This is a genomic window from Proteiniclasticum ruminis DSM 24773 (assembly GCF_000701905.1).
In the GTDB taxonomy this organism is placed as follows: domain Bacteria; phylum Bacillota; class Clostridia; order Clostridiales; family Clostridiaceae; genus Proteiniclasticum; species Proteiniclasticum ruminis.
Map to the genome: position 1 here is coordinate 6,858 of NZ_KL370833.1, position 22,487 is coordinate 29,344.

Consider the following 22,487-nt stretch of genomic DNA (forward strand, 5'->3'; position numbering starts at 1 on the left):
GAAGAAGACCCAGAAGAGTATGACGAAGAAGAAGACCCAGAAGAAGATGACGAAGAAGATGACGAAGAGTTCGATCTTAGTTTTAAACCCGTTGGGTTAGGAAACCATAATGTTGCTCGAAGTGGTCCTGGAAAAATTACCGTAATTTTTGCTGGGAAATGTGGACATAGGTTACTGATTCAACAAACACTTCTTCATCAACTCAAGGTAAAAGACAGAGTATATGTTGGAGTGAAAGGGGAGAGTATTGTGTTAAGCTCAAGAGAATTTGACGGATTAGTACCTTACTACCTAAAGGAAATTACTCGCAAGAAATCCGTCCCCAAGAAACGTGACGAAGAGACACAAGTAAGCCAAAGAGTGATTTATTCCAAGAAAATGGTACAAGATATAACTGAGATGCTTTCTCTGGACTTTACAGGACGTGTTTCAGTGACGTTGAGAAAATGTGTGATAAAAAATATCAAAGGAGCAACTTTGGCTCTTGTTAGCCAGTAGAAGTTCAGAAAGAGGTATTGTGGGTGAAAGAAGAGCGAAAGGAAGGTTCACTTCCAGCAATAGTTGAAATTCTTGCTTGTTGGATTGTGGATAGCATGATCTCAGAATGAAGAGGGGAGGAGAAGCATTGCTTCTCCTTTTCACACATAGGTCCCGTGAATCGCAGAAAAAATGAAGCATATATTATATATTTAGAAAATAATTAAAGGAGTTGGTGAAATGAAAAGAGTAGCAATATACACCAGAGTTAGTACAAAAGAACAGGCTTTAGAAGGTTACAGCATTGAAGAGCAAGAGAAGGTCTTAAGAGCAGACTGTAAAGAAAATGGTTTTGAGGTTTTCAAGGTATATTCTGACAAAGGAATCAGTGGGAAGAACTTAACTAACAGACCTGGTATTCAAGCGTTAATGGCTGATGCAGAGAAAGGACTCTTTGACATCCTAATGGTTTGGAAGGTAAATCGCTTAGCAAGAAAACTATATGATACCCTTGAAATCACGGATAGACTTGGAGCCTTCAACATCGAGCTGAGAAGCCATACAGAGTCAATGGACATCCTGACAGCGCAGGGCAGGTTAATGATGAATATTTTCAGTAGTTTTGCAGAGTTTGAACGAGAACAGATAGCTGAGAATGTAAAGATGGGAATGGAAGCTAGAGCAGAAGAAGGTCGTTGGAATGGAGGTATAGTTCTTGGATACGATCTTGAGGGAGACGAAGACAAGACCACCAAAAGAGCGAACAAAAAACTTGTCATAAATGAAAAAGAAGCTGAGACAGTAAGGTACATCTTTGATCTCTACTACAAAGGTAATGGTTATAAAACCATTGTTAACCGAATCAACAAAGAAGGGTTTAAATCAAAGAAAGGGAACTTCTTTAGCGTGGCTACTGTCAGGGAGATCTTAAGGAACCCATTGTACTGTGGAAAGATCAGGTATAACCAAAGGGTAAATTGGAAGCATAAAAGAAGAAGAGGGACTAATGTAGATCCGATAATCGTAGATGGAATCCATGAACCCATCATTTCTGAAGAACTCTTCAATGGTGTCCAGAAGCTCATTGAAACGAAGGGGGGGATGCCTAAAAGAGCACTTGATGGATCGTTTCCATTAACAGGCTTACTGAGGTGTCCTGAATGTGGTTCGGGAATGGTCGCAGGCAGAGTTTCCAGAACCAATAAAGATGGCACAAAGGTACTTACCCGATACTATAACTGTGGAGCATGGAGAAACAAAGGTACACAAGTTTGTCATGCTAATGGGATAAGGGCTGACGATGTTGAAAAACATGTTTTCAGAAAGATCGATAAGCTCATTATGAGTGAACCATTCTTACGGTTGGTTCTTAAAAAAGCCAATGAGAAGCGTAGGGATCTCATACTCCCAGCTGGGAATAAAGTTAAGAGCTTGGAGGAACGGATTACAACTCTCGAAGAGAACCGGATTAACTATCTTAAACTGATGGAAAGTAAGGTTATGAAGGCTGAAGACATAATACCTAAGCTGAAAGACATTGGTGAAAAAATCACATTTCTTGAGAGTGAAATGAGGAAGCAAGAAGGGTTCCAAAATCAGAATAGCCTTGAAGAAATCCCTTACGAGCTGATTAAGAAAACACTGGAAAATTTTGAAAAGCTACTGCAAAAAGCAAGTGGAAATGAGGAGAGAAAGACACTTTTAAACTTGATGATTGATGAGATTACCGTAGGGAAGAATAAAAGGGTAGAGGATATCGTAATCAAGTTTAGTAGCGAGTTAATAAAATATTCATTAGATGAAGGAGGGTTACCCATAGAGGGTAACCCTTTAACTATGTACAAAAATCGCATAGACTTCATGGTTTATGACGTGAAGGTGACTATTTAGGGGGCTTCTGCATGGATTCAATAGAACTGTTTAAGGCTGGGGTGCTTTTTGGTATTGCGGTCTTCAAAATGCTTAGAAATAAACGATAGGGAGGTGAACGTAGTGGGATATTTTGTGTCAGGAGTTTTTGTGGGGGTTATCATTGGATGTGCAATTGCATACCTAGAGAAAGAGGCTGTCCATAGCAAGTAAAGAGATCCATTTTGTTTGGGATTTGGCACGGGTCAGATCCCAAGGAGTAACGCTAAGAGCCTTGGGAATCCTAGGCTCATAAGAGAACAAAAGAACGGTGAAAGCCTAGGACTTCGGCAACCTTGTATAAGAAGTGAAAGCCCTGCAAAGTCAGTGATTTTTGTGGTTGCTTAGGAAAACCTGTGTAGCTATTGTGTGTCAGGGAGTCCGTACACTATTTAACGGTAAAACCGACGCTGTTATCTATGGTACGGTTCACCGTACTTAATCCTCAATGAATGAAAGAACGTAGATAGAGATGAAGAAGATAAATAGCAGAGAACGGGTAAAAAGCTTGGTTTGATATCCAAGCTTTTTATTATGAGTGAAACGGCTTTCCCAAAGTCTCAAACAAACTTAAAACGCTAAAATATCTTCTAGATAATTCATGAGAAAATCCACAGATTGCAACGTGTCACGCTTATATTCTGATACAATAAGAGTATCGAAAAACATTCTGGAGGATCATATGAAAAGCAGGATCTATATAGAGAATTATCCAAAGAAAATCATAGAGCTTTCTGAAATCATCAACCAGTCCAAAAACAGCTATGAGGAGATGGCGGAAACCATCAGGTGCTATGTGGAAGAAGGGTTTCTACTACCGGTAAAATCGTCAGGCCTCAATGGACGAAGACCAGCCCTATATAATAAATATAAAATTTTGAAACCTGAAAAAGACCATAGAGAGTCTTTTGAGAAAATAAAGCTTCTGCACGGAAGATTTGATCATCAGTACTATCTCACCCACCCAGAGCAGTATGAGAGAATCTCAGAGGAAATAGAAGCGCTGAGTAGTTTTCTGTGGAGTAGATCAGAAGAGCTTCTGGAGCCCATGTCCATCAATGAACGATCCTTCTCCATCTTTGGAAAAGAAAAGCTCCTGAAATCCATTGAAAACCAGTTTTCAAGCTACTTTAGAATGCAGGGGTTCAGTTTTGAGGATCTTCATACCTATCCAACGCCGGAGCCATTCTTTGAGTACATTCATCCTAGTCTTAAAGAAGGCCAGATCCTCATTGTGGAAAATAAAGACACCTGGTATACCTTGCGGAAAATCATGCGAGAAGAAAATAAGCCTGTAGTCTTTGGCATCCCCGTAAAGGTTCTCCTTTACGGAGAAGGAAAGAAAATCACCAGGCAGTCAGGAAGACTTCGAGAGTATATGGAAGAAGTGCTGGGAGAACATCAAAATGACTTCTACTATTTTGGAGACCTGGATTATGAGGGCATCTCCATCTATCAGGAAGCCAAAGAAAAGAACCCGGAAGTGAACGTAAAACTGCTTCTAAAAGCCTATGAGGCTATGCTGGAGGAAAAGCTTCAGAAAGCCTACCCAGAAACAAGAGACCATAGGACACCCAGGGCAGACCTTGAAGGCTTTCTTGCAAATTTCAGTGAAGAGCATCAGAAGAAGATACTACAGATTTTGGAGAAGGGGCGATACATCCCCCAGGAGATTTTGAACTGGAGTCTTCTGAAATCCAAAATGAAAGGAATAGAGCATGTATGAGTTTTTAGAAGGCTTTCATCAGCGGATGCAGCTCATTGGCGTGGTGGATGCCCTCATCAACCGAAGAAACAAAAAATTGGAACTGGAACACCCCATTGGAGACAAAGAGTTTGAAAACCTCATTTTCTCCGTGCTGGTCTTTATCATGGAAAAGACCTTAACAGAAGAGGAAGAGTGCACCATAAAAACCATTTCGGTCTTCGTGGAGCATGTTCTAGAAGAGTATTACCACTATCCAAAAGCCAAAGACCAGGCACTCCCAGTCACAGAGTACATCATCAAAACCATCCTGCAGTTTGAAGGAAAGAACACCTATTATCCGGTGATGAATTATGAGACCAAAGAATGGACAGAGCTTCGGATCAAGCTTCTCAATGAAAAAGTGGAGGACCGGCCCCAAGGCTATGTGAGCGTCTATTCCTTGACGGATCAGGGCTATGATTTTCTTTTCCGAACCAAGGAAGTGGACAATGAAATCAGCTTTTCCGTGGAAGAGTTCAAGCTGCGGGAACTCATTAAGAGGAAGAACTATAGGAAGGCACTACAGCAAAGCAGCAATCTGGTGCAGATGGTCCGTCAGAAAAAAAGAGACCTGGAGCAGTTTATCCAGGCAGCCAGAGGAAACATCATGGATCTGGATCTCACAAAATTTGATGAACTCATCTCCAGCACCTATAAGCTATTGCAGGAGGAGTACAAGACCCTGGGAGAGATCCAGAACATGGTTCGGCGCTCGGAAGGAAGAATCCGGGAAGATTATGAAAAGCGTGGAGAGCTTACGGATGACCTGAGAAAAGCCCAGATGGAAATGAAGAGGATTGTGAGTAACCTTGCCCTCGCCAGAAAAGAGCAGGCGCACCTGATCAACAGCCGGGAAGGATCTTATAAAATCTTGAAGTCCACTCTGGAAGAGAGTTTTCAGTTTTCCACTCAAAGAAGATACGACTTTGAAAAAGAGATCCTAAAGCCCATGGAACGTATAGAAGAAGAGAGAACAAAGGATCTCTGGAAGATCTTCACCCCACTTTTCCATGTGGAGCCTTATCGGCATCTTCCCCTGAGCCTCTTCTACAAGCCCCAGGGAAAGCTTTCAGAAGAAGCTTCGGAGGATCCTGTGGGAATCCTTGTGGAGGAAGTGAAAGAAGATGTGGAAAAAGAAAGAAATGAAAAGAGAAGTGAAGTCTATCTGAACATCCTAAAGAGTATGGTGGAGGAAGCAGAAAAAAGAGAAGGAACCCTAGACTTTAAAACCTTTTGTGAAGTCCTTCAGAAAAATCCAGAGGAGTTTCAAGACCTTACCAAGGAAAATCTTCTCTTCATCACCATGCTGAAACTCTATGAAATGGAGACCCTGGATGTGAAGGCCTTCCGGGAATCCGACAAGACATTTCTAGGCAATCCTACAGGAGAGTTCAACGTGGATGCCCTGCTTTATCAGCTCATCTACCGTGGATCAGCCTTTGAATCCATAGACAAAATACAGTTCCAGAAGATTGAAGAAGAAAGCTTCACGATCCTTCTGGAAGAAAAGACTGACGCAGTTCTTTATCGAAGGACCATAGAAGTCGACAATATCAGCATCAAGGTGGTGAAAAAATATGGAACATATTAGAACAGCTTCACAGATTCTGAAAGTGCTCATGACAGATGGAAAACTCACAAGAACCAGCCATAAGGATCTCTTTATTTCCTACATCAGCGAGCTGGAGGTGGAGGAGATCCTTGGAACCATGGCGGAAGAGCTGGAGGCAGAAGTGAAGAGAGTAAATAACACCCTCTATCTCATTCCTTCAGAGGACAATGAGCTCCTAGGTTTTAAACACAGGGACACCCGGGAATGGCTCGGAAGCAGTGCTCGTCAGGCAGATGCCTTCCTTGCCTATTATATTGCAGCTGTGATTCTCAATCTCTTTTACGGCGGAAAAAACAGAGATCCCAAGCAACGAGAATTTCTCTCCCTTCTCCACGTGGTGGAGGAAATGGACAGAAGAACAGGAGAAGTGCTTCAGAAGAAAGAAGCAGCCAAAGAGCTGGACCAGAAGATCAGCATGAACTTTGAAATCTGCGCACAGGTATGGGACATCAAGAAGGGACATGAAGAAAACAGCAGAATCACCACAAAGATGGGCTTTCTCTTAAGGGTGGTCAAGCTCCTTCAGATGGAAGGGCTTCTCCGCATCTCAGAAGACGAGAAAGAGGTAAGAACCACAGAAAAGCTGGACGATCTCATGCTCCATTACTATCTCAACGAAGAACGGGTCCAGGAGATTCAGAAGATATTCAGGGAGGAAGACTATGCCGAAAATCAGTAGAATCCGTATCATAAACTTCTCCTACAACGGCGACAAGAGACTGATTCTGGATGAGCTTTTCAATCTTCATCAGGGAGAAGATACGCTCATCAGCTTAAAAAATGGCGGCGGGAAAAGTGTTCTGGTCCAGGCACTGATGCAGCCGATCTTGCCCAATCAGCCTCTTCAAAAAAGAAAAATGAGCGACTTTTTCATCCGGAAAAAGCAGCCAGCCTACATCCTCATCGAGTGGAAACTGGATCAGGGAGGCGGATATCTTCTCACAGGTATCGCCATGATGAATAAGGAAAGTGTCTCCCAGGACCAGGAAGAAGAAAGCCATGCCATCCGGTACTTCACCTTCACGGTGCACTACAAGCTCAGTGACCCTATGGACATCCGACACATGGAGCTCACCACCAAAGAAAAAAACAGAGTTCTAGTGAAAGGATATCAGGAAGCCCAGAGGTTTCTTCAGGACGCCAAGAGAAAAAGAGGCGGCAGTGTGTCCTATTTCAGTGATTCTGAACGGGGAGACTATAAAAGGCATCTGGAAAGCTTTAACATCCATCCCGATGAGTGGAAAACGGTGCTTTTGCCCATAAACTCCGAAGAAGGCGGTCTCATCAAGATTTTTGAGAAATGCAAAACCCCAAGGCTCCTTCTGAAAGAATGGATCCTGAACACCGTGAATAAAGTCCTCTATGACAACCAGAAGGAATCCCAAAGCCTCACGGAGATGATGGGAAATCTGGGCCAGTCCATGATTGACAATGAAGCATTTATCCTGGAGCGAGATCTTCTATTAGAGTTCTCCAAGAAGCTCCAAGGGCTCAGCGTATCTGCCTACAGCTTAGCCAGCACCCAGGCGGAGAAGATGGAAAAAGAAAAAGAACTGAGATCTTTAGAGCAGTTTCTTCATGTGGAACTGGAGCGGATCACAGAAAAGAGGAGCCAAGGGGAAGCGGAACTCTTAAAGATTCAGAAGGAGCTTGCCCGTATTGATGCAGAGGAGCAATCAGAAGCGTACTATGTATCGAAAGGGCGCTTTGAAAAGAGCAAGGAGCAGGCGGATCGATACAGGTCTCAGCTGGAAGAGCTGGAAGAAAGACGGGCGAAGGTGCAGCAGGACATTGAAGTGCTGGATGCCCGGAAACTCTACGAGGAGATCCTCTCACTTCAAGTGGAAACCGCAGGGATAGAAGAAGAACTGAAAAGGCTGAAAGAGCCTTCCGAAGACCAGGAGACCATGGCGCGGATTGCCTACTCGTTAAAGATGCTGCTGGAGGAAAAAATTGAGAATCTTCTTCAGAAGCAGTCTGATCTGAAAAAACAACTGGAAGATGTGGTGGAGAAAAAAGAACTAGGGAAGCTGGAGGCTGCCTCCATCCGTAAGGAAGAAAGACAAGTCCTGGGGAAAGAAAGCGCCCTTACTGGGCTGATTCACCAGTTTGAAATGAGAGAGAAGGAGATCCAAGAGAAGTATCAGGTGATCCTTTCAAGAAATCTCATGAAGGGTCTTGAAGAGAAGAGCACTGCAGCCCTTTTGGAAAGAATCCGGGAAGACATCGAAAGAGCCAAGAAGAATCTGATGGCCCTGGAAGAAAAGAGGGAGAACCTTTACCAGGAAGAAGAGGCGCTGCAGGAAGAGATTCCAAGGATAAGACTGAAAACAAAGGATGAGGAGAACGATCTGAAGAAGCTCCAACAAGAGATGTCGGACTTTGAGAAGATGGAAGAAAGGGTGCTTCAATGCCTCAGCAAATATCAGATCAGCGCATCGAAGCGGTTTCAGAAGGCGTATCTGAAAGGCGTCTTAAAAGGGCTCCTGGAGGAGGGTCAGGAGAAGCTCGATCAGGTAAAGGAAGAGATCCGGAGCCTTATGAGCCGAAAAAATGCCATGGAAAACGGCGTGCTTCATGTGTCCAAAGAGTTCTTTCATCATCTTCAGGAGTCTGGTATTGAGTTTGATACGGGGGAAAATTACCTTCAGAAACACACCATGGACCTCCGAAGAAAACTCTTGCATGCCATGCCCCTTCTTCCCTATGCGTTTCTTATGACAGAGGAAGAACTGGAAAAGCTGAAAAACGCTATGCCGGAAAGACCTCTCCTTGAACCGGTACCTGTGATGACTTATGGAAGTCTGCAAGGAGACCAGGAGGATCCAGGAAGCTTCCTTCTCCTTGGTCCTGGAAAGATGATTTTTTCAAAGCCCGATGAAAGACTGTTTGAAAGTGATGGCTTGGATGCCTATAAAAAAGAACTGGAGGGAAGGCTGAGAGAAGAAGAGGAACGGAGAAAACATTACGAAGATCATCTTCAGGAGTTGCGTGAAAATGAAAGGCTCTTGGCGGAGTTTACCTATACGGAAAGCTATTTCAGCGAAGCTACCGCTGCAGAAGAAAAACTTCGTTCTGACATCCTAAGGCTCAAGGAGGAAGAAGAGCGCCTCTTAAAAAGAAGAGAAGAGATCAAGAAAATCAGGTTCGAGATGGAGAAAGAGAAAGACGAAAAGAAAGGTCTCTTGGAAGAAGCATCCAAAAAGCTTCGGATACTGGAGGAGCATCTGGAAGAAAATGAGGCCTATGAAAGGCACCTTCAGGAAAAAGATCATCTGAAGAAAAAAATGGAGGAGCTCAGTAAACGTCTTCTTGATCTGGAGAAGGAGGAGAGCCTTCTTACAGAAAAGCAGCTGGAACTGGAGCGGGAGCGTTTCAGGACCCTTGAGGAACAAGAGAGATGCCAAAAAGAATATGGACATTATGCAGCAGCTCCTGAAAAAGTCATGGAAGAGGGCAGTATTGAAGAGCTCCAGAAGAGATATAAGGTGTATCAGGAAAAACTGGATGGAAATATGAAGCGGCTGGAAGAGACGCTGAGGGCAAGAGTCCAGGTGCTGAAATCCAAAGAGAAGGAGCTTCTAAAGAAGGAGGTTCCCTCTGAAGAGTATCTCCATATCAAGTATCTGGAGTCCGAAGGAGACAGGCTCCTGGGTCTTAGAAAGCAACTGGAGACTGTATATAAGAAAGAACGGAAAATCTCTGATGAGGCATCTTCTGAAGCGGACAAGCTTTCTGGGGTTTGTGAAAATATGCTTGAGTCTCTCAAGTCGAGAGGGGGAGCCCTCCTGCCTAAAGAGGACATTCACGGCAGGTATAAAGAGCGAAAAGCAGAGTGCGGCGTAAGCAGGAAAAGGCTTGAAGACCAGGTGAAAAACCTCGAAAACACCAGGAGAATCTATGTGGATGTGAGAATCCAGATTGAAGAAAAGCTGCGCATGAGTAAGATTAAGATCAGCGCCATGGTCTGGCCAGGAGACCGGGATGTGGAGACGGGCTTTAAAGAGGTATCCGGCGAACTTTCTGAGCTCCTGAGAAAGATGGAAGAAGAGAAAATCAGGATTCAGCAGAGCTTTTGGAATCTAAGGGACGGCTTCAAGGAAAAGCATCAGAATATCACCGGAATTTTGCATCAGGTGGGCAAGATGCAGGAGACGGCGGAAAGGGATCCTGACAACTATTACTATCTCTATGAGTATATGGAAAATCAGCTGGAAGTATTGAAAAAACTCATTCATGTTCAGGAAATACGGCTCGAGAAAATGGAAAGTACTTTCCAGGATATGGTGATGCAAAGCTACAACCTTTCCAAGGAAATCTATGACCATGTGAACCGCATTGCAGAGGACTCCAGCATCCAGCTGGATGGCAGAAACCGCAAGGTGAAGATGATTGAGATTCTTCTTCGGGATCTGGAGCCTGAGGAAAAAGGCATAGAGTCCATGAGAAGCTATATCAAAGAGTGCGCCAGCGAGGTGAAGGATCAGCTGAAAGCAGGGAAAGGCCCAAAAGAAGTGAGGGATCTGATTTCAAAGTTCATGTCCAGTGAAGAGCTTCTTAATGTCATCTCAAACCTTTCGGATCTTCGCATCAAGGCCTATAAAGTGGACATCAATGCACAGAACAGCAAGGCGAAAGACTGGGAGAAGGTCATGCGGGAAAATTCTGGTGGGGAGCGGTTTGTATCCTTCTTTGCCGTGATGATTGCCCTCATGTCTTATGCAAGAAACAGCAGAAAGGATACGGAGGATTATGGCAGGAAGAATCAGGACACGAAGGTGCTCCTCATGGACAATCCCTTTGGGCCTATTTCATCGGACCATCTCTTGAAGCCGCTTTTTGATATTGCCAAGAAGTACAACACGCAGCTCATCTGCCTTACGGATCTCAAACAGAACTCCATCATGAACCAGTTCAAGGTGATTTTCATGATGAAGATTGTGGAGAACACTTCAGGCACCATGGAGTATCTGAAGGTGGAGGAAAGCACCTATAACGGAGAAGAGGAACCAGCAGAAGAGAATCTGGAGATGCTTCACTATCACCAGGAAGTGGAGCAGATGAGTCTGTTAGAAGGTTAAAGTGAAGACAATACTGAGAAAGAAATAGGATACACGGATAAAGAAGTTTATCTATAATAATACATTGATGATATATTATTATGAAATATGAGTTTGCTAAAATTAAACAAAGTATTGCAAGTCTATTTTTATGTTCTTCTATCTCGTTGTTAACGTTGTCAATGTGTTGTATAATTTAGAAAAATGCAACAATATTTATTCCCATGATTTATGTTGTAATAAAGATCATTAGAACTGTAAAATTTTTGCTAATTTAAAGAATAAAGTATAACACATCAAGCTTTCACTGAATTTCAGCTAATATATCAAATAATCTCTGAGTGAGTTTAATCTCACAAGGTTCTATAGGGGGAGTATCAATGGCAATTATTGACCGTATTAAATTTGATGGGATGCTTAATGGGAAAGAGTGGCTTGTATACAGATATCCAGGAGAGTCTTTTGTTATGGGGACACAGCTTATTGTTGGCGAAGGACAAGTGGCTGTCTTCGTTAAAGGCGGCCAAGCACTCGATTATTTTACTGCCGGTACACATACATTAAGCACGTCTAATATTCCATTGCTTCAAGGTATTATTAATTTGCCATTCGGTGGGAAAACACCATTTACGGCTGAAGTGTATTTCATCAATAAGACCTCAAAGCTTGACATTAATTGGGGGACTATTGATCCAATTCAATTGATAGATCCCAAATATCACATTAAATTGCGAATAAGAGCATTTGGACAGCTGGGTATGAAAGTTGATGATTATCGTGTTTTTCTAACTGAGCTTATCGGATCATTAAATCCATTGGAAGTTGTAAATTACTCAAAAATGGTGAACTACTTCAAAGGTGTACTTGTAATGAAGACGAAGTCCTTAATTGCGCAAGCTATTATAGTCAATAAAGTTTCTGCGCTAGAGATTTCTGCCTCGATCGATAAGATATCCCAATTTTGCAAAGAAGAAGTCAGCCATGAATTTAGTAGATTTGGATTGAAGGTAGTTAATTTTTTTATACAGTCAGTAAATTTCCCTGATGATGATTTCGCAGAGATTAACAAAATTTTGCGTGATAAAGCTACCTTCGATATTATAGGAGATCAAAGATACATTACCAAGAGATCTTTTGATACTATTGAAACTGCAGCGGGCAATGAGAACGGATTAGCTGGGACACTAGCAAGTACAGGTGTTGGACTAGGGTTAGGATTTGGCGTTGGAGGAGCTATGGGGGGAATCACTTCAAATCTTACGACAGAAATTCCAAAGCCAGCAGAGAAAAAGTGCCATAACTGCGGGACTTCAAATTTAGAAGATGCTGTATTCTGTAAAGAATGTGGAACTAAAATTGGAGCAAAGAAAGTAAAATGTCTTGAATGTGGTGAAGAAATAGATGAAAATGCTAAATTTTGCAGCTTTTGTGGAACCTCCATGAAAAAGGTTTTAAGATGTCATAATTGTAACTCAGAAAATGAAGCAGGAACTAAATTCTGTAGTGAATGCGGATCAAAATTGGAGGGATAGTTCATGAATGATACCAGTAAATTGGAATATCTTATAAAAGGGATAGTGCTATTAATACTAGACACTATAACGTTTCTCCTTGTATTTTCATTCTGGGCTCTACTTAATTTCCCTGTGTTTCTATGGTCTTCTAGTGCAATATTATTAACACTCATGATGTTAAATGGAGTCATCTTAACGTCTAGATACTTTATAAAGTCATTCGGTGTAGGAGTGTACAGTTCACTTTTAGCATCTACGCTGCTCTACTATTTATCTACGATGGTTTTTACAGGAGCAACCTACATTCTTATAGCACCTAAACGGTATGTTCTTCTATTTTTATTGATTACTCTAGTGTATATTTTGGTTGTGTTCGGACTATTTGTATCTGGAGTTACTAAGAATCAAGATCTGGTTCGTAAAGAGAAGGAAAAAGAAAAAATGCTAGATCTGAATCTCTTACTTTTTCGGATAAATGATAACTTGAGGAAAAGCAAAGATTATGTTGATGAGTTATGTTATTTTGAGTTAAGCAATGCATACACTGAAATGGAGGAGCGCATACGCAGATCAACACCCTTTGGAAGCACAGGAAAGCCGGTAATAGAAAATTTGGAGACAAAGATTCTCACCAAGCTACAGGAAATAAACGAGAGTATTAGTTCTCTTCAATACCTAGAGGAAAAGGTTGGGAAAGATAAATCCATTGTTGATGCTTTAAATGATGTAAAGATATTCACAATTAATCGAGAAAAGTTAAATATTCAATAATAATGAAAGGGGCTTTAATAATGTCAGTTGTAGAATCAAAAAATTGTCCTCAATGCGGTGCACCGGTTGATCTTTCAGCAGGAGCATGTAAGTTCTGTGGAGCAGAGATTGCCTCCCTAGGTTCTTATCAAACGCAACCACCAACACCACAATACCAGAACCAAGTACAGCCTCCAGTTCAGCAGTATCAGCCATCTCAACAAAATGTTCAGTATGTTCAATCACAGGTATCTCCATATCATGAACCAAGAACTTACTCTTCGAATAAAAGTAAAATCACAGCCGGGATTCTGGCGATAATTCTTGGAGGTATAGGTGTCCATAAGTTTTATTTAGGACAAACAGGAAAGGGGATTTTATATTTAATTTTTTGTTGGACATATATTCCAGCAATCATCGGATTTATTGAGGGGATATTGTATTTGACGGCTAGTGATGAAAAATTTTACACCAAATATGTTAAATAAGCACAAAGAGATTATTACCTTCGGTGCATGAGTTTTAAATGAGTTTATAACAGTTGAAATAAAAAGGGTTAACTGAAGAAATCACTTCAGTTAACCCTTTTTAGCCGTTAGAGTTATGGTGAGTTACTGAGGAGCTCTCAAAATGAGAAATACAGTTCTGAGAATCACATCTGGAACCTGGTCACTTTCCAGATAGATATTGCCTGTAATCACGGATAAGTAACTTTTTGGGTTGTTAGGTGATAATAATCATACATTTTAACTCCAGTGTATCACTTCTACCTAGACTCAGTTGGGAAAGATAGAAGCTTGAGTGAGTTCTCTTCCCAGTACTCTTATTAATGAATAAAGATATAGTTAGAATAGGAAAAATATTTCAGTAAACTTGTAACTTTTATCATAGAAGCGCATCTAATAATTGAGTGTGAATGGAAGGAGGTTGCCTATGGAAGATTTCTCTGAATTATATGAAGAGGAAGCAAAAAAAGTGTATAAGTTCTTATTGGCGCTCACTGAAAATGAACTGCTTGCAGAAGAACTCACTCAGCAGACCTTCTATAAGGCGCTTCTTTCCATGAAGCAGTTTCAAGGAAAAAGCAGTATTTATACTTGGCTCTGTCAGATTGGGAAGAATGAATGGCTTCAAGAGCTGAGAAGGAAGAAACTTCTTTCTACAGATCCCATGGCAGATAGGAGCTCTGGGAACCACTTAGAAGAAGAATACATTAGAAAGCATCAGATTGATATGGTAAGAATGGCCCTGCTCGGGCTTCCAGAACCATATCGAGATGTGATGATTCTAAGGACCTATGGAGAGCTGCCATTTTCAGAAATTGCTGTGATGTATGACCGTACAGAAAGCTGGGCTAAGGTCACATTCTTTCGAGGAAAACAAAAACTTAAAGTAGAAATGGAGGCGCTATTATGATACCTTGCCATGTGATAGAGGATCTTCTGATTCTTTACGTGTCAGACGAATGCTCTGAAGAAACAAAAAAAATGGTGGAAGAGCACCTTGCCACCTGTGAGAAATGCAAAAGCATATTATATGCTTTACAAGCACCAATCATATCAGAGACAAAGATCAGTCCAGAAATACAGAAGCAGAATATGACCTTTCAAAAGAGTTTCAGGAAAATCAGGCATCGATGGGCAGCATCACTTCTAATTGTCGCTCTCATAGTTCCACTTACGGGGTTAGGATTTCTCACAAGGAATGAAGTGAGAGGGCAAGGTATTGCCTTCACCAGCATGGATGAAATTTTAGCCAGCAGAGCGTTCTTACGTGCTTTGCAAAAAAAAGACTATGAGAAAGCCTTCCGCTATTTGGACATTGAAGGGCTCTATAAAGAAATGACAGATGCGGATGCCCGATTCTCATTTAACTGGGAGGAGGAATACAAAAAGGTGGACTTAGGTGGGGAGATGTATTATATCCGAAAGGAAATATACCAGAGCGAGTATCAGATGTACCTTCAATCTAAGGACGTCAATGCTTTCTGGTCCTCTATGATGGTGATGAACAGTCACGAAATCATCTATGCGCCGATTCCCAAGGAGTACTATGAGAAAAATAAAGGAACTGTTCAGTCCCTGATTAATGGAGCACTTCAAGTGGTAACTGAAGGAAGAGATTATGTGAATGTCGGGTATGACTACATCCTTGAAAAGGACGATGAAGGTGTAGAGTACTACCTGCCAGCAGCCTACGGAAGTCCCATGACCTTTATAGAAAACCTCATGGGCAGATTAGCCTCCTTGATACCAGCATCAGCGTTCGAAGAGATGCAAGGCAGTATTCGGATTGAGGAAGAAAAGATCCTGGAGAGATCAGAATATTACCGGAATATGGGATTGGAAGGGTACCGTGAGAAGATGAAGGAGATTTTTCTTAAGAATATGGAGCGTCTTGAGGAAGAAGGATTAATCATACTCACTCATTCTTTGTCAGATGTTGCACTTATAGAAAAAGAAACAGGTTCATGGCAGGTGAATATGAATATTGCCATAGAGAAGGGAGAGGTTACTTCAAATACTGGTGGAATTACGTTATATTCGCAAAAGGGCAAGCTAAGAATATCTGGTGGATATTACAGTATTGATTCAGATGAAATCATTCCGTTCTTGCTTCAGCAGTTATCGATCAGTTAAGACCAAAAGATAAAATTTGAATAGTTAATGAAAGAAAAGCGGTTTCCCTAAAGAAGGGGAACCGCTTTTTGGATGGGGATATTAGGCAACCACTAGAGGTCTATACTCTTCAGTACTTCCTTCAAGGCGTCCGCAGATTTTTTCAGTTCTCCTTGCTCTTTTTCATTGAGCTTGATGGGAATCTGCTTTTCCACTCCATTTTTGCCCACAATGGCCGGCATGCTCAGTGCTACGCCGTCAATGCCAAAGGCTCCATGCTGAATGGAAGAAACAGGAAGCACGGACTTTTCATCTCTGATGATGGCCTCGCAGATCCTTCTCACCGCCACCGCAACCCCGTAGTAGGTGGCTTTCTTCTTTTCAATGATTTTATAGGCACTGTTCTTCACATCTTCTGCAATATCCTCCATATTCTGATCATGCTCTGTAAAGCCACGCATGGAGCAGAAGTCTGAGAGTGGAACACCGGAGACATTGGCACTGGACCAGGCAGCAATCTGAGAGTCTCCATGCTCCCCGATGATCCAGGCATGGACGGATCTGGCATCCACACTAAGGCGCTCACCCAGGAGATACTTGAGCCTTGCTGTATCCAAGGTGGTACCTGAGCCAAAGACTCTGTTCTCTGGGAACCCTGAGAGTTTTAAAGCCACATAGGTCAGAATATCCACAGGATTTGCCACGATGAGGAGAATTCCCTGACAGTTTCTTTTGGCAATCTCGCCAATAATTGTTCTGAAAATCGCCACATTTTTCTTCACAAGATCTAGTCTTGTCTCCCCAGGTTTCTGTCCTGCACCAGCAGTAATCACGATGATGGCCGCATCCACAAGATCGTCGTAGGTGCCAGCAGTGATTTTCATGGGGCGTGCAAAGGGGAGTCCATGAGAAATATCAAGAGCTTCTCCTTCAGCTCTGTTTTGGTCTGCATCCAGGAGAACCATCTCTGAGAAGAGTCCGCTTTCCATCAGGGCAAAGGCAGAGGAGGAACCGACAAATCCGGTGCCGATGACGGCAACTTTCCGGCTGTTCACAGTTGTACTCATTTTACTTCATTCCTTTCGTCTTTTGTTATATAACATCGGCCGTGGTAATCTCGTTGATATGAAAAAGCTTCCAAGGGACATGGTGACGGAAAATCTGGGAGGCTCCTTGGAAAACAGAAAAGCGACGTGTACTCCATAGAGCGCTGCTAAAAAATAACAGGGCTCTCTATCATTATATGATATCAAAGTGGAAATAAAAAGGAGTAATTAAGATGAATATGTTATAATTAATAAAACAATAAGTGAATGGAATATATAGTTAAAATACCTACAATAAGTTGAAAGCTTGAGAGAATCTGTCAATGTGGGTTGATGCGAAGAGTAAAGAAATCAGGAGCAGTGGCCTGACAGAGAGGAGCGTTATAAAAAGTTCAGGAGATTTTCCATTGAATGTCAGGTAAGATACTGATACGATAAACAAAATAAAGCAGTAGTTTCTAAGATAAAGCAGATGAGACTGTAATAGCAGGATGTGAAGCAATGAAGAAAATTATGATAGTGGAAGACCATGAAACCATAAGAGAAGAACTGTCCCTCTTCCTGACCCGCTATGGATATGACGTGATCACCATAGAAGAATTTGGGCATGTGGTGGAGACGGTGCTCAAGGAAAGTCCGGATCTTCTTCTACTCGATCTCAACTTGCCCCAATATGATGGATTCCATATCTGCCGGGAAATCAGAAAGAAATCCATGCTGCCCATCATCGTGGTTACAAGCAGAAACCTGGAGATGGATGAACTCATGAGTATGAACTATGGCGCAGATGACTTCGTGACAAAGCCTTTCAATACGCAAATTCTTCTGGCCAGAATGGAAGCGCTCTTAAGGAGAACCAAAGGTCAAGGGGAGACAAAGGACATCCTGAGCTATCACGACCTTACACTTCATCTTGACAGCGGCACCATCCGTTATGAGGATAAAACCGCTGAACTTACAAAAAACGAACTGAAAATTCTTTCTTGCCTTATGAAGAACAAAGGAAAAATTGTCAGCAGAGAAGAACTCATGAATTTTATGTGGGACTCAGATCTTTTTGTGGATGACAATAATCTTTCGGTGAATGTCACAAGGCTTAGAAAAAAATTGGAGGAAACCGGGATGAAGGATACCATAGAGACAAGACGTGGCCTCGGATACATTCTGCCATGAGTATGAGTGCATACTTTAAAGAGCGGCTCCTCTTTCTCCTTCTGCAGCTGATGCTGATGACCATCCTTTCAGGTCTCCTGATTCTCTTTCAAGTGGAGATCTATTGGATTGGCCTGATGTTTCTTCTGTGGATGGTCCCGCTGCTTTTCTATATGATGCTGGAATACAAGAAAGAGCAAAGGTTTTTCACGTCACTGGAAGAACTTACAGAATCACTGGAGGAGAAGTATCTTCTGCCAGAAGTCATGGAAAAATCGGATCTCCTGGCAGAAAAACTGTTTTATGACGTTCTCCAGGATATTAGCAGAGACATGCATGAACAGGTGAAGCATCACCGGGAGCAGGGGAAAGAGTACCGGGAGTATATCGAGACTTGGGTGCATGAGATCAAGACCCCCATGGCCTCCATTGGTCTGATTCTTGAAAATCAGGATATACCATATAAAAGAACAATCATGGAAGAAATGAAGAAAATAGAAGACTATGTGGAAGAGGTGCTCTACTATGCAAGGAGCAGCCACGTGGAGAAGGATTACATCATTCGAGAACTTTCTTTGGAGGCTCTGGTGAAAAAAGTGGTGAAGAGAAATGCTTCAGACTTTATCCGGAAAGGAATCAGCTTAGAACTCTATTTATCTGAAGATAAAGTATACAGTGACAGCAAGTGGCTGGAATACATTCTCCATCAGATTCTTTCCAATGCGCTGAAATATACTCAAGGAAAAGAGGGGAAAATCATCATTTCTGCTGAAAAGCGAAGAGAACAAGTGGTGCTGTCGGTGAAAGATACCGGGATCGGGATTCTGGAAAAAGATCTCAGCCGGGTAACTGAAAAAGGATTCACAGGAGAGAATGGACGGGTGTACCACAGATCCACCGGCATGGGGCTTTATCTTGTAAAGAAGCTTTCAGAGCAGCTGGGGCTTGGGCTTGAGATCTCTTCAAAGAACCATCAAGGGACCTTGGTGGAGATTCTCTTTCCTTTAGGAAGCTATCATAACGGGATTTGAGAATGGGCTGTTTCATGAGATAGAAACAGCCCGTTTCTCATAAAAGGAAGAAGATTTCAAGTTGAGCGCTGTCTTTCAAAAATGTCACTTTCATGAAAGGAAGTTCGATAGGTGGGCAGCGGTTCTCCTGATAAAATAAAGCCATCACTTAAAAATCAGGAGGAAACGAATATGAAAAAATCACTTATACCTATTTTAGGAATACTGCTGCTGCTTACGTCCTTTTATTTTGGTCATCAGTACCTGAACGGACCTAAGATCATCGAAGGGCAGACCGCGAAAGAACCTTACAGTGAAAATAAAGATCTGAACTTTGCCAAGGAGTTTCAGGCAGGTGAACCCATTTACTTTGTTGCAGAAGGAAACAGATTCTATGTGGATGAAGCGACAGTTGTCTGGTATCAGGGAGAAATCAAATCCGGAAACCGCATCAAAGAAGAAAAGGTAGAAAAGAAAGATGGATACTTCACAGCTGAGTTTAGCATAAGTGAGGAGATGGAACCCGGAATCTACGGTGTAGGAATCTTTGCCAAGGACAATAAGGTTATGGAAACAAAAGCGCTCTTTAAAGTGAACAAGTAGAGGTGTGATATGAGAGAACTGCTGAAAATTGAAAAAATCGAAAAATACTATGGAACCAAAGGAACTGTGACGAAAGCTGTGGACAACATCAGCTTCTCTGTGGAAGAAGGGGAGTTTGTCGGAATCATGGGGCCTTCGGGCAGTGGCAAGACAACTCTTCTCAACTGCATCTCAACCATTGACAATGCAACCACTGGAAAAATTTTCCTGAAAGAGACGGAGCTTGGTACATTGAAAGGGAAAAAACTTGAGCGTTTCCGACAGAAAGAGCTGGGGTTCATCTTTCAGGATTTCAATCTGCTGGATACGCTCAATGCCTTCGAAAATATAGCTTTGGCCCTGACCATTCAGAGAGTCCCTTCAGAGGAGATTGAAAGCCGGATCAGGGATCTATCAAAAAAACTCGGCATTCTGGATATTCTCCATAAATATCCCTATCAGATCTCAGGAGGGGAGAAGCAGAGAGTAGCCTCTGCGAGAGCTCTAGTAAGGAATCCTTCGCTGATTCTTGCGGATGAGCCCACAGGAGCGCTGGATTCCAAGTCTTCAAGGGCTCTTATGAACTCATTTGAAGTGCTCAATGAGGACCTGAAGGCAACCATTCTCATGGTGACCCATGATGCCTACACGGCAAGTTATGCCAATAGGATCCTCTTCATCAAAGACGGTCGGATCTTTAATGAGCTGATACGAGGAACAGATACGAGAAAAGAGTTTTTCAGCCGCATCATGGAAGTGGTGACCTTCCTTGGAGGTGACATCGGCGATGTATTTTAAGATAGCAAAAAATAATGTAAGAAGAAGTTATAAAGACTATGGAATTTATTTTATCACCTTAACCATATCTGTCTGCATCTTCTATGCGTTCAATGCCATAGAAAGCCAAAGCACCATGCTGGTACTTGGTGAAAGCACCAGCTCCATCATTAAGACCCTGGGGATGGTTTTAACAGGAACCTCGATCTTTGTGAGTTTGATCCTTGCGGGACTTATCACCTATGCCAATCAGTTTCTTCTGAAAAAGCGCTCCAGGGAGATGGCTGTCTATATGACCTTAGGCATGCCTAAGTCTGGCATATCAAAGATTCTGATTCTGGAAACCTTTCTCATTGGAGTTTTATCCCTCACTGCAGGGATCCTATTGGGCATCATGCTTTCTCAAGGATTGTCTGTCCTCACGGGGAATCTTCTGAACGTTCCTCTTGAAAGGTTCAGATTTCAAGTATCTGCAGGTGCAGCCTTGAAGTCCGTGGGATATTTCGGACTGATTTTCCTTGTGGTGGCTTTTCTGGATCAATGGATGATTGGCAGATACGAGCTTATTGAACTGCTGCAGTCCAGCCGGAAAAATGAAGGAATGAAAGTGAAAAACGCGTTCCTGTCTGGGATTCTGTTTCTGCTTTCATTGGCGATGCTGGGCACAGCCTATGCTCTTGTGCTCAAGGTGGGTCTTCTGTCAGACAGCGTGCTGCTTCCTGTTTCCATCGTGCTGGGCACCTTTGGGACCTTTCTCTTTTTCTTCAGCCTGGCGAACTTTGGCATACACTGGATTGTGAAACGGAAGAGCCTTTACCTGAAAGATCTGAGGATGTTTGTTCTTCGTCAGCTTCATTATAGACTCAGTTCAAATTATCTTTCTATGAGTGCCATATGTCTGATGATTTTTCTCACCATTACGCTGCTGTTCACCATGTTTGGCTTTAAAGGAAGCAATGACAGGATGATTGAGGGGAATACACCTTTTGATGCTTCTGCCTGGATCCTTGAAGAGCATAATGAGAACCGCTTTACCATGGAAGAGTATTTGGAACATCTTCAGTTTGATTTTGAAGAGACGGAGAAGCACAGCTTTTTCAGTGTCTACCGCTTGTACCTGACCACGGAGGATCTTCTAAAGCCTTATGTGTCAGAAGATGAGTGGAAAGAGATGCAGGCGGAGTATCTTGATAAAGAAGTCCTTGCTGTGACGATTTCTGATTATAATGCAATGCAAGCACTTAAAGGTCAGGAGCCGGTATCCCTTTCCACAGAGGAAGTCCTTCTTGTGTCCAATTATGGGAAGATCAATGGCGGACTTGCAAGATTTATGTCTGAAAATGGCAAGGTAACCATTCAAAACAGATCCGTTGCATTGAAAAATCAGGAGCCTGTTCTTGAGAATATACTAACCACAGCCATCTCTCCGAATTTTCTTTATTTCATCGTAGCGGATGACCTTGTCGAAGAACTGCCTCTGGAAAGGACAGGATTCAATGCGGTTTTTGGTGAAGATACCTATAGAACATCTCAAGAGAAGTTCATTGGGTTGTCCGAGACCTTTGAACGTAACAGCTATGTGAATGATCATCTGGTTCTTGCTTTCAGCAGCACCATTGATGATGTGCATGCAAGAATCTATGGGGTCACGGCGATTGTTGTCTTTTTCGGTGTATATATCGGTATAGTTTTCTTGCTGGCCAGTGCGGCAATTCTTGCTCTTCAGCAGCTTTCAGATGCCAATGACAGTTATGGCAGATACCAGAGCCTTCGAAAAATCGGAGTCACAGAAGAGCAGATCCGAAAAGCGGTACTCTTTCAGAATGCTCTTTACTTCGGTGTTCCGTTTTTCTTGGCGACAGTGCATGCGGCAGTAGGCATGATGGCAGTCAATGTCATCTTCAGAAATTACAACCAGGGAACAGTCTTAAGTTCTGTTGGAATGATCGGAGGAGCGCTCATTTTCATTTATGGCGGATATTTCTATGCCACATATACTGGATACCGAAACATCATAAAGGCATAAGACAGCATCAAGAATACATCCATTTAGCTTTCAACCCCCCAGAGAAATCCTTATGAGGATAGTTCTGGGGGGTTTTATGAGGTTCTAATATTGCAAACATTGCTGGACATTACACCGAAAAGGTAAAAGCGTATTATGATAAGAGTAAAAGAAAGGAAAATGAGCTTATCTAAGGACGATTATAAACGTCTTAGGGGGAAGATATACC

Annotated in this window: 17 protein-coding genes; 16 read left to right on the top strand and 1 reads right to left on the bottom strand. The window is 42.4% G+C overall.

Features of this window, described 5'->3' with window-relative positions; translation table 11 throughout:
* From T487_RS16590 to T487_RS15650, 11 genes are all read left to right on the top strand, one after another.
* The coding region (locus tag T487_RS16590; protein WP_031577948.1) for a hypothetical protein at positions 1 to 498 on the top strand (498 nt) is incomplete at its 5' end.
* A gap of 219 nt (positions 499 to 717) precedes the next feature.
* Complete coding sequence (locus T487_RS0114980) at positions 718 to 2,367, top strand: recombinase family protein (RefSeq protein WP_036909674.1); 1,650 nt, start codon at positions 718 to 720, stop codon at positions 2,365 to 2,367.
* A gap of 700 nt (positions 2,368 to 3,067) precedes the next feature.
* Entirely contained in the window at positions 3,068 to 4,111 is a 1,044-nt protein-coding gene (locus T487_RS0114985) for a Wadjet anti-phage system protein JetD domain-containing protein (RefSeq protein WP_031577950.1), read from the top strand.
* On the top strand, positions 4,104 to 5,723 hold the full coding sequence (locus T487_RS0114990; protein WP_031577951.1) for a hypothetical protein: 1,620 nt from the start codon (positions 4,104 to 4,106) through the stop codon (positions 5,721 to 5,723). Before T487_RS0114985 ends, T487_RS0114990 begins: the two co-directional genes overlap by 8 nt.
* Complete coding sequence (locus T487_RS0114995; protein WP_031577952.1) at positions 5,710 to 6,423, top strand: DUF6063 family protein; 714 nt, start codon at positions 5,710 to 5,712, stop codon at positions 6,421 to 6,423. Before T487_RS0114990 ends, T487_RS0114995 begins: the two co-directional genes overlap by 14 nt.
* Positions 6,407 to 10,825, top strand: coding sequence for an SMC family protein (locus T487_RS0115000; RefSeq protein ID WP_031577953.1), 4,419 nt, complete (start codon positions 6,407 to 6,409; stop codon positions 10,823 to 10,825). Before T487_RS0114995 ends, T487_RS0115000 begins: the two co-directional genes overlap by 17 nt.
* Before the next feature lie 359 nt (positions 10,826 to 11,184).
* Entirely contained in the window at positions 11,185 to 12,336 is a 1,152-nt protein-coding gene (locus T487_RS0115005) for an SPFH domain-containing protein (RefSeq protein WP_031577954.1), read from the top strand.
* Between the two features lie 3 nt (positions 12,337 to 12,339).
* A complete protein-coding gene (locus T487_RS0115010; protein ID WP_031577955.1) occupies positions 12,340 to 13,089 on the top strand; it encodes a hypothetical protein in 750 nt (249 codons plus the stop codon).
* Positions 13,090 to 13,109: 20 nt separating this feature from the next.
* Entirely contained in the window at positions 13,110 to 13,556 is a 447-nt protein-coding gene (locus T487_RS16340) for a TM2 domain-containing protein (protein WP_036909677.1), read from the top strand.
* A gap of 445 nt (positions 13,557 to 14,001) precedes the next feature.
* Positions 14,002 to 14,484: an RNA polymerase sigma factor gene (locus T487_RS0115020; RefSeq protein WP_031577957.1), complete on the top strand. Its 483-nt coding sequence runs from the start codon at positions 14,002 to 14,004 to the stop codon at positions 14,482 to 14,484.
* Entirely contained in the window at positions 14,481 to 15,707 is a 1,227-nt protein-coding gene (locus T487_RS15650; RefSeq protein ID WP_036909679.1) for a zf-HC2 domain-containing protein, read from the top strand. The genes T487_RS0115020 and T487_RS15650 overlap by 4 nt, the downstream gene beginning before the upstream one ends.
* 92 nt (positions 15,708 to 15,799) lie before the next feature.
* On the opposite strand, the gene T487_RS0115030 is transcribed toward T487_RS15650, so the two are convergent.
* The gene (locus T487_RS0115030; RefSeq protein WP_031577958.1) at positions 15,800 to 16,753 is read right to left on the bottom strand and encodes an L-lactate dehydrogenase; all 954 of its coding nucleotides are present in this window, start codon (positions 16,751 to 16,753) and stop codon (positions 15,800 to 15,802) included.
* Positions 16,754 to 17,233: 480 nt separating this feature from the next.
* On the opposite strand from T487_RS0115030, the gene T487_RS0115035 reads away from it, so the two are divergent.
* The 5 genes from T487_RS0115035 (at position 17,234) to T487_RS0115055 (ending at position 22,279) form a co-directional block, all read left to right on the top strand.
* On the top strand, positions 17,234 to 17,905 hold the full coding sequence (locus tag T487_RS0115035; RefSeq protein ID WP_031577959.1) for a response regulator transcription factor: 672 nt from the start codon (positions 17,234 to 17,236) through the stop codon (positions 17,903 to 17,905).
* Positions 17,902 to 18,915 (top strand): sensor histidine kinase, encoded by a 1,014-nt coding sequence (locus T487_RS0115040; RefSeq protein WP_031577960.1) that lies wholly within the window; start codon positions 17,902 to 17,904, stop codon positions 18,913 to 18,915. Before T487_RS0115035 ends, T487_RS0115040 begins: the two co-directional genes overlap by 4 nt.
* A gap of 171 nt (positions 18,916 to 19,086) precedes the next feature.
* Positions 19,087 to 19,497 carry a hypothetical protein gene (locus T487_RS0115045; RefSeq protein WP_031577961.1) on the top strand — a complete coding sequence of 137 codons (411 nt, stop codon included), beginning with the start codon at positions 19,087 to 19,089 and terminating at the stop codon, positions 19,495 to 19,497.
* A gap of 9 nt (positions 19,498 to 19,506) precedes the next feature.
* Positions 19,507 to 20,274, top strand: a complete 768-nt coding sequence (locus T487_RS0115050) for an ABC transporter ATP-binding protein (protein ID WP_031577962.1) — start codon at positions 19,507 to 19,509, stop codon at positions 20,272 to 20,274.
* Complete coding sequence (locus T487_RS0115055) at positions 20,264 to 22,279, top strand: FtsX-like permease family protein (RefSeq protein WP_031577963.1); 2,016 nt, start codon at positions 20,264 to 20,266, stop codon at positions 22,277 to 22,279. The genes T487_RS0115050 and T487_RS0115055 overlap by 11 nt, the downstream gene beginning before the upstream one ends.
* Positions 22,280 to 22,487 lie beyond the last annotated feature (208 nt).